This window comes from Streptomyces sp. Ru72, from assembly GCF_002920635.1.
Classification (GTDB): Bacteria; Actinomycetota; Actinomycetes; order Streptomycetales; family Streptomycetaceae; genus Streptomyces.
Genome location: NZ_PQSR01000180.1, coordinates 1 through 8,404, shown reverse-complemented (window position 1 = coordinate 8,404; position 8,404 = coordinate 1). Strand labels below are relative to the sequence as shown.

Genomic DNA, 8,404 nt, shown 5'->3' with positions numbered 1-8,404 from the left:
CCCCCGCCGCCGGCGCGCTGCGCTGGGAACTGCCCGGCTGGGCCGGGCCCGTCGACCTGCTGCTGATCGCCACCCCCGACGGCTCCGAACCCGGCCTCGGCATCCTGGTCGAGCAGGCCTACCGCCGCGGCTGCACCGTCGTCGCCGTGGCCCCCGCCCGTTCCCCGATCACGGAGGCGGTGACCGCCGCCCACGGTCTGTTCGTACCCATGGCGACCGCCCCGTACGAGCAGGAGGAACCGCTCGCCGCCTCCGCGCCCGGCGTCCTGTGGGCCCTGCTCACCCCGCTGCTCGCCCTCCTGGACCGCACCGGCCTGCTCTCCGCGCCGCCGGACGTCCTGGAGAAGGTCGCCGACCGCCTGGACCAGGTCGCCGAACGCTGTGGCCCGGCCATCGCCACCTACAGCAACCCCGCCAAGAACCTCGCCGCCGAACTCGCCGAGGCGCTCCCGGTGATCTGGACGGAAGGCGTCTCCGCCGCACCCGCCGGCCGCCGCTTCGCCGCCGCGCTCGCCGAGCTGGCCGGCCGTCCCGCGCTCACCGCACAGCTGCCCGAAGCACTCGCCGCGCACGGCGTGCTGCTCTCCGGCCCACTCGCCGCGGGCGCCGACCCCGACGACTTCTTCCGCGACCGCGTCGAGGAGGCACAGGCCCTGCACGCTCGCGTGGTGCTTCTGCGTGACCGTCCCATCGGCGGCCTGAGCGCCGCCCCCGCCGCCCGGGACCTGGCCCTCAGCCACGACACGGCGATCAGCGAACTCGAACCCGAGGACGGCGACGAGCTGGAGACCCTCGCGGAACTGATCGCCATCACGGATTTCGCCGCCGTTTACATGGCGCTCGCTTGCGGCGCCTGACCTGGCGCTGTCACCGGAAAGGTCCACGGCGGACCTTCCCGGCCACAGCACTAGGCTCACACCACCTGACCAGCGCGCACCGGCCGACCCGTCCAGAACGGCGCCGACCGGGAGCGTACGTACGGAGACGAAGAAAACTCATGGACCGCCTCGACAACACCATCCGCCCCTACGCCTGGGGTTCGACCACCGCCATCCCCCGGCTCCTCGGCGTGGAGCCGACCGGTGAACCGCAGGCGGAGATGTGGATGGGCGCGCACCCGGGCGCGCCGTCGCGCACCCCGCGCGGCCCGCTCAACGAGGTGATCGACAAAGCACCCGAGAGCGAGCTGGGGCAGCGGACGGTCGCCCGGTTCGGCCCCCGGCTGCCGTTCCTGCTGAAGATCCTCGCCGCCGGCGCACCGCTCTCCCTCCAGGTCCACCCCGACCTGGAGCAGGCGAAAGAGGGCTACGCCGACGAGGAGCGCCGCGGAATCCCCGTCGACGCGCCGCACCGCAACTACAAGGATGCGAACCACAAGCCCGAACTGATCTGCGCCCTCACCGAGTTCGACGGCCTGTGCGGCTTCCGTGCCCCCGACGCCGCCGCCGACCTGCTCGCCGGCCTCGACGTCGACTCCCTCAAGCCGTACGTCGACGTGCTGCACGCCCATCCCGAAGACGCCGCCCTGCGCGAGGTCCTCACCGCCGTGCTGAGCGCCGACCCCGAGGAGATGACCCACACGGTCACCGAGGCGGCGGCCGCCTGCTCCCGCCTCGGCGGCGCCTACGCCCCCTACGCCGACATCGCCCACCACTACCCCGGTGACCCGGGTGTGATCGCCGCGATGCTGCTCAACCACGTCCGGCTCCAGCCCGGCGAGGCCCTCTACCTCGGCGCCGACGTCCCGCACGCCTACCTGAGCGGCCTCGGCGTCGAGATCATGGCCAACTCCGACAACGTCCTGCGCTGCGGCCTGACCCCCAAGCACGTCGACGTCCCCGAACTGCTGCGGATCGTCCGCTTCGAGGCGAGCGACCCCGGTGTCCTGCGCCCCGAGGCCTCCGCGGACGGCGAGGAGGTCTACGAGACCCCGATCGACGAGTTCCGCCTGTCCCGGTACGTCGTGTCCGAGGGCGCCGCCCCGCGCGACCTCACCCGCGCGACCCCGCAGATCCTGCTATGCACGGCCGGTTCCGTCCGCGCGGGCGAGCAGGTGCTCGCGCCCGGCGAGTCGGTGTTCGTACCGGCGGACGACAAGGCCGAGGTGTCCGGGGCCGGCACGGTCTTCCGGGCCACGGTCGCCGCCTGACGCCGCCGCCCGGCCCCGGGCCGGGCGGCCGTCGCGGTCCCGGCCCGGCGCACCGCTGTCGGAGCCTGCTGCAACAATGGCCCACCGGCAAAGGACGGGCAAAGCCCCGGACGGCGTACGGCGTACGGACGTCCCGGGCGTGACGGCTACGAAGGGACAACGCGAACACATGAGCGCGTCAGGCGGCACCAGGGCGATCGTGGCGGCACTCGGCGCCAACCTCGCGATCGCGGCATCGAAGTTCGTCGCGTTCGCCTTCAGCGGCTCGTCGTCGATGCTCGCGGAGGGCGTCCACTCGATCGCCGACTCCGGCAACCAGTTCCTGCTGCTGATCGGCGGCAAGCGCGCCCGGCGCGAGGCGACCCCGCAGCACCCGTTCGGCTACGGCCGCGAGCGGTTCATCTACGCCTTCCTCGTCTCGATCGTCCTCTTCTCCATCGGCGGCATGTTCGCCATCTACGAGGGCTACGAGAAGATCCGGCACCCGCACGCGCTCGAGAACTGGTACTGGCCGGTGGGCGTCCTCGTCTTCGCGATCGTCGCCGAGGGCTTCTCCTTCCGCACGGCGATAAAGGAGTCCAACGAACTGCGCGGCAAGCTCTCCTGGGCGCAGTTCATCCGCCGGGCCAAGGCCCCGGAACTGCCGGTCGTCCTCCTGGAGGACTTCGGCGCGCTCATCGGTCTGGTCCTCGCCCTCGGCGGCGTCGGCCTCTCCCTGCTCACCGGCGACGGCGTCTGGGACGGCATCGGCACCGTCTGCATCGGTGTCCTCCTCGTCCTGATCGCCCTGGTCCTCGCCGCAGAGACCAAGTCCCTCCTCCTCGGCGAGGCCGCGGGTGTCGAGGTGGTCAAGCAGATCGAGGCGGCGATCGTCGACGGCGAGACGGTCACCGGCCTCATCCACATGCGCACACTCCACCTGGGCCCCGAGGAACTGCTGGTCGCCGCCAAGATCGCCGTGCAGCACGACGACACGGCCGACCGGGTCGCCTCCGCGATCAACGCCGCGGAGGCCCGCATCCGCGCCGCCGTCCCCATCGCCCGGGTCATCTACCTCGAGCCGGACATCTACAGCGAGGCCGAGGCCGCCAAGGGCCCGGACCCCGAGGCGACGCCCGGTGGCCCGGGACGGAGCACCGGTCACTGATCACACCGCCGAGCCGGTGACGGACCGCGTGAAGGTCCCGATCACACGGCCCGCTCCCGGGATGCGGACCGCAGGCAATCGGACGTCTTCCGAGGCGGACTGGGGACGGCTGGGTCCTCCGGTGTAGCTTGGAACGGAGCCAGACGTCGCTGCTGATGGCGGTCGGGCGGTCCAGGACGGGCCGACCGAGGGAGAGAGGGCCTCCGACGGACTGCGCTGCGCGCACGTGGGCATGCCTGTGTCCTCTTCGGGCACCCCTGTGCCCGCCGCCGCGCAGACCAGCCGTACCCACCTCGACCCAACCCCGAGGAGCAGCTCGCAATGACGACTGTCGAGAACCGACAGGACTTCAAGGTCGCCGACCTCTCGCTGGCCGAGTTCGGCCGCAAGGAGATCACCCTCGCCGAGCACGAGATGCCCGGCCTGATGGCGATCCGCAAGGAGTACGCCGAGGCGCAGCCCCTGGCCGGCGCCCGTATCACCGGCTCCCTGCACATGACCGTCCAGACCGCCGTCCTCATCGAGACCCTCGCCGCTCTCGGCGCGCAGGTCCGCTGGGCGTCCTGCAACATCTTCTCCACCCAGGACCACGCGGCCGCCGCCATCGCCGTCGGCCCGAACGGCACGCCCGACAACCCGCAGGGCATCCCCGTCTTCGCCTGGAAGGGCGAGACGCTCGAGGAGTACTGGTGGTGCACGGAGCAGGCGCTGACCTGGCCGGACAGCCCCACCGGCGGCCCGAACATGATCCTCGACGACGGCGGTGACGCCACCCTCCTCGTCCACAAGGGCGTCGAGTACGAGAAGGACGGCAAGGTCCCCTCGCCCGACACCGCGGAGTCCGAGGAACACCGCGTCATCCTCCAGCTGCTGACCCGCACCCTGGCGGAGAACCCCCAGAAGTGGACCCAGCTGGCGTCCGAGATCCGCGGCGTGACCGAGGAGACCACGACCGGCGTCCACCGCCTGTACGAGATGCAGCGCGAGGGCACCCTCCTGTTCCCGGCGATCAACGTCAACGACGCGGTCACCAAGTCGAAGTTCGACAACAAGTACGGCTGCCGCCACTCCCTGATCGACGGCATCAACCGCGCCACGGACACCCTCATCGGCGGCAAGACCGCGGTCGTCTGCGGCTACGGCGACGTGGGCAAGGGCTGCGCGGAGTCCCTGCGCGGACAGGGCGCCCGCGTGATCATCACCGAGATCGACCCGATCTGCGCGCTGCAGGCCGCCATGGACGGCTACCAGGTCACGACCCTGGACGAGGTCGTCGACAAGGCCGACATCTTCGTCACCACGACCGGCAACCGGGACATCATCATGGCCAGTGACATGGCCAAGATGAAGCACCAGGCGATCGTCGGCAACATCGGCCACTTCGACAACGAGATCGACATGGCCGGTCTCGCCAAGGTCCCCGGCATCGTCAAGGACGAGGTCAAGCCGCAGGTCCACACCTGGACCTTCCCCGACGGCAAGAAGATCATCATCCTCTCCGAGGGCCGTCTGCTGAACCTGGGCAACGCCACCGGTCACCCGTCGTTCGTCATGTCCAACTCCTTCGCGGACCAGACCCTGGCCCAGATCGAGCTGTTCACCAAGCCCGACGAGTACCCGACCGGCGTCTACGTGCTGCCCAAGCACCTCGACGAGAAGGTCGCCCGCCTCCACCTGGACGCGCTCGGCGTGAAGCTCACCAAGCTCCGCCCCGAGCAGGCGGCGTACATCGGTGTCGAGGTCGAGGGCCCGTACAAGCCGGACCACTACCGCTACTGACCGAACCCCGGTTCCAAGGCAGGCCCCCGCACCCCCGTGCCGGGGGCCTGTCCCCTTTCCAGACCACCGGGCCCTTCCGGACCACTGGGCGGACCGGCCCCGTCAAGCCCCAGGACCCTCATGCCCCGCGGCCGATATTCGCTTCACGACCCGCACGACCAGACCCTCCTCGCCGAAGAACACTTCCAGTGCGCGCCGGGCCCCACCGGCTGGCGCTATGTCTCCCAACTGACCACCCCCTCCGGCGATCACGCGGGCTCCGTCGACCTCGCCCTCGACGAGCTCGGCCGCCCCATCCGCCTCGAACTCCACGCCGCGAGCTGGCAGGTGCGGGGCGCCGCCCTCGACGGTGTCACCTGGGTCCGCACCGATCCCACCGGCTCCCATGCCACCGAAGGCAATGTCCGCGCCCACGCCTTCACCGGCACATCCCCCGCTTTTCTCGTCGCCACCGCCCGTCTGCTGCGCCTCACCCCCTCTTCCTCCGCGACGCGCGTACGCCTCGTCGCCTTCACCGATCCGGTCCTCGCCCCCCGCACCGTGGACCAGTCCTGGGCCCTGATCGCAAGAGAAGCACACACCACTGACAACGCCCCCCTCATCGTGGACGAATACCAGGTCACAGCCCTGGACACGGGCGAGCGGCACACCGTCCACCTCGCAGGAGACGTGGTGCTGGCGGCACCGGGCATCGAGCTGGAGGACCTCCAGTCGCCGCCGTCGGTGTTTCCATGACGGCGACCCGGCGGCGGCCGAGGTCAGGCGGGCGGCGCGAAGCCGGTGGAGGGACGATCCGGCGGTTCGGGGTGTGTAGGTCGTGTGGGCTGCGTCGGTGCCGGCTGAGGCGCCTGCTGCGGGGCGACGGGCACCAGGGGCTGGGGCGGGGCGTAGGGCTGCTGAGCTGAGGCGCCGATCTGCGGACCCCCCTCGACGGCCTCGACAGCTCCCCGACCCCCGGAGGCCCGCCGGGCCTCCCGTGCCTGCCGTTCCTGCACCACCGCCGCCAGATAAGCGGCCGGCGGCACCCCGGGCGGCGTCGGTACGCCCGTACGAGCCGCGAGGTCCGCGGCGAGACGTTCCGCCATCGTCCAGCCCACCTGCGGATCCAGCTCATGCATCCGGGTCAGGTACTGCCGGATCGCCAGCCACAGCCCGTCCGGAACCGCCGACAGGTCGAGTGCGGAGAACCGCCCGGCAAGCCATGGTGGCGGCGGAGGCACGAAGGACGCACGGCCGGCGGGCACCCGCTCGCGCACGACGAGCGTGCCCGCGAACACGTCGCCGAGCCGTCGCCCCCGCGCCGACACGAGCGAGGCGATGCACGCCACGACCCCGAAGGTCATGAGGATCTCGACCACACCGACCGCGCCTCGTACCAACGCGTGCCGGAACCGGATGGGCCCCCCGTCGTCCCGCACCACCCGCAGCCCGCACGCCAGCTTGCCCAGGGAACGCCCGTGGCTCAGCGTCTCCACCGCGATCGGCCCGCCCACCAGCACCAGGACGAAGGCGGAGATCGACACCGCCATCTGCGCGGCCTCGTCCAAGCCGGACGTGGACGCCACCAGAGCGATCACCACGAGAACGTAGGCGACCACGGCCACCACCAGGTCGAGCAGCACGGCGAGCGCCCGGCTCGGCAGCTTGGCGGGGCGCAACTCCAGCGCCACCGCCTCTCCCGTCACTAGTTCACTCACGCCGACCGTCCTTCCCCTGACCCTCCCCGGAGTACGACAGTCTGCCAAGCTGAGGGCACATCGCGCCGCAGTACGAGGAGCAGCCCATCCATGGACCTCGACGTGTTCGTGTCCACCCACCGCGCCGAGTGGGACCGCCTCGAGGCACTGCTGCGCCGCCGGCGCCGCCTCACCGGAGCCGAGGCGGACGAACTCGTCGTCCTCTACCAGCGCACCGCCACCCATCTCTCGCTCATCCGGTCCAGTGCACCCGACCCCCAGCTCACCGGCCGGCTCAGTCAACTGGTGGCACGCGCGCGCAACGCCGTGACAGGCACGCGCCGCGCCTCGTGGCACGATGTCACGCGCTTCCTCACGCACGGTTTCCCCGCCGCCGTCTACCGTTCGCGCCGCTGGTGGATACCCACGGCACTGCTGTCCACGGCGGTGGCGGTGCTCCTCGGGTGGTGGATCGGAACCCACCCGGACGTCCAGGCGTCGATCGCGGCCCCCAGCGAACTACGCGACCTGACACGCCCCGGCGGCGAGTACGAGACGTACTACTCCAGCCACCCTGCTGCCGCGTTCGCCGCCCAGGTGTGGACGAACAACGCCCGAGCCGCCGCGATGTGCCTGGTCCTGGGCATCTTCCTGGGCCTCCCGGTGCTGTGGATCCTCTTCGAGAACATGCTGAACCTGGGGGTCGGCATCGGCCTGATGTCCTCGGCCGGCCGCCTCGACACCTTCCTGGGCCTGGTCCTCCCGCACGGGCTGCTGGAACTGACGGCCGTCTTCGTGGCCGCCGGAACAGGGCTACGACTGGGCTGGACCCTGATCGACCCGGGCCCCAGGACCCGCCGCACCGCCCTCGCCGAGGAGGGCAGGGCCGCCTTGGGCATGGCCATCGGACTGACGCTGGTGCTGTTCGTCTCGGGCGCCATCGAGGGTTTCGTGACCCCCTCCGGCCTTCCCACCTGGGCCCGGATCACGATCGGCATCGCCGCTGAGCTGGCCTTTCTCGCGTACGTCTATGTCCTTGGCGGACGCGCGGCACGGGCCGGGGACACGGGGGACGTGGATGCGGACGAGCGCAGCGCGACCGTTCCGACGGCAGCGTGACCGGGACGGCCCCTCCGGATGTGCGTCATCCGGCCTCGGCCTGCTAATCTCCTCTTCGCCCCACGGAACCTGTTGACACGGGTGGCGTGAGGAGGTAGATTCACACAGTTGCCTGGAGGTGGAGGTGTCCACCCACAACAGGAACAGTGAGCATCTGCCGGCTCTCGGAGCGATCAGTTCCGAGTAGCCCCCCGATTGATTCAGAAGTGGTCGGCGGTCAGTCCGCCCCAAAACCTCTGATAAAGTCGGAACCGCCGGAAAGGGAAACGCGAGAGCGGGAACCTGGAAAGCATCGAGGAAATCGGATCGGAAAGATCTGATAGAGTCGAAAACACCGAAGGGAAGCGCCCGGAGGAAAGCCGAGAGAGAGTCTCTCCGGTGAGTACGAAGGAAGCGTCCGTTCCTTGAGAACTCAACAGCGTGCCAAAAGTCAACGCCAGATATGTTGATACCCCGTCCGTCGGATTGTTCCGATGGTCGAGGTTCCTTTGAAATAACACAGCGAGGACGCTGTGAACCTTCCGATTATTCCTT

At 70.3% G+C, this 8,404-nt stretch carries 7 protein-coding genes; 6 read left to right on the top strand and 1 reads right to left on the bottom strand.

The genetic code is table 11. The features are described 5' to 3' along the window. From C3488_RS38490 to C3488_RS38465, 5 genes are all read left to right on the top strand, one after another. Positions 1-857, top strand: an 857-nt coding sequence (locus C3488_RS38490; RefSeq protein WP_103845480.1) for an SIS domain-containing protein, incomplete at its 5' end; no start/stop codon positions are given. 140 nt (positions 858-997) lie between these two features. Beyond that, entirely contained in the window at positions 998-2,149 is a 1,152-nt protein-coding gene (manA, locus tag C3488_RS38485; protein ID WP_103845479.1) for a mannose-6-phosphate isomerase, class I, read from the top strand. Between the two features lie 169 nt (positions 2,150-2,318). Next, positions 2,319-3,296, top strand: coding sequence for a cation diffusion facilitator family transporter (locus C3488_RS38480; RefSeq protein ID WP_103845478.1), 978 nt, complete (start codon positions 2,319-2,321; stop codon positions 3,294-3,296). A gap of 321 nt (positions 3,297-3,617) precedes the next feature. Then, positions 3,618-5,075, top strand: a complete 1,458-nt coding sequence (ahcY, locus tag C3488_RS38470; protein ID WP_103845477.1) for an adenosylhomocysteinase — start codon at positions 3,618-3,620, stop codon at positions 5,073-5,075. Between the two features lie 120 nt (positions 5,076-5,195). Then, positions 5,196-5,810, top strand: a complete 615-nt coding sequence (locus C3488_RS38465) for a hypothetical protein (protein WP_103845476.1) — start codon at positions 5,196-5,198, stop codon at positions 5,808-5,810. Positions 5,811-5,833: 23 nt separating this feature from the next. Here C3488_RS38465 and C3488_RS38460 read toward each other — a convergent pair whose 3' ends face one another. Continuing rightward, entirely contained in the window at positions 5,834-6,772 is a 939-nt protein-coding gene (locus C3488_RS38460; RefSeq protein ID WP_103845475.1) for an RDD family protein, read from the bottom strand. Positions 6,773-6,862: 90 nt separating this feature from the next. Here C3488_RS38460 and C3488_RS38455 point away from each other — a divergent pair, with 90 nt between their 5' ends. Then, complete coding sequence (locus C3488_RS38455; protein WP_103845474.1) at positions 6,863-7,870, top strand: stage II sporulation protein M; 1,008 nt, start codon at positions 6,863-6,865, stop codon at positions 7,868-7,870. Positions 7,871-8,404: the final 534 nt, after the last annotated feature.

Bases quoted from the DNA above. Each gene is read 5' to 3' on its own strand.
- manA (WP_103845479.1), top strand. From the start codon at position 998: ATGGACCGCCTCGACAACACCATCCGCCCCTACGCCTGGGGTTCGACC.
- C3488_RS38480 (WP_103845478.1), top strand. From the start codon at position 2,319: ATGAGCGCGTCAGGCGGCACCAGGGCGATCGTGGCGGCACTCGGCGCC.
- ahcY (WP_103845477.1), top strand. From the start codon at position 3,618: ATGACGACTGTCGAGAACCGACAGGACTTCAAGGTCGCCGACCTCTCG.
- C3488_RS38465 (WP_103845476.1), top strand. From the start codon at position 5,196: ATGCCCCGCGGCCGATATTCGCTTCACGACCCGCACGACCAGACCCTC.
- C3488_RS38455 (WP_103845474.1), top strand. From the start codon at position 6,863: ATGGACCTCGACGTGTTCGTGTCCACCCACCGCGCCGAGTGGGACCGC.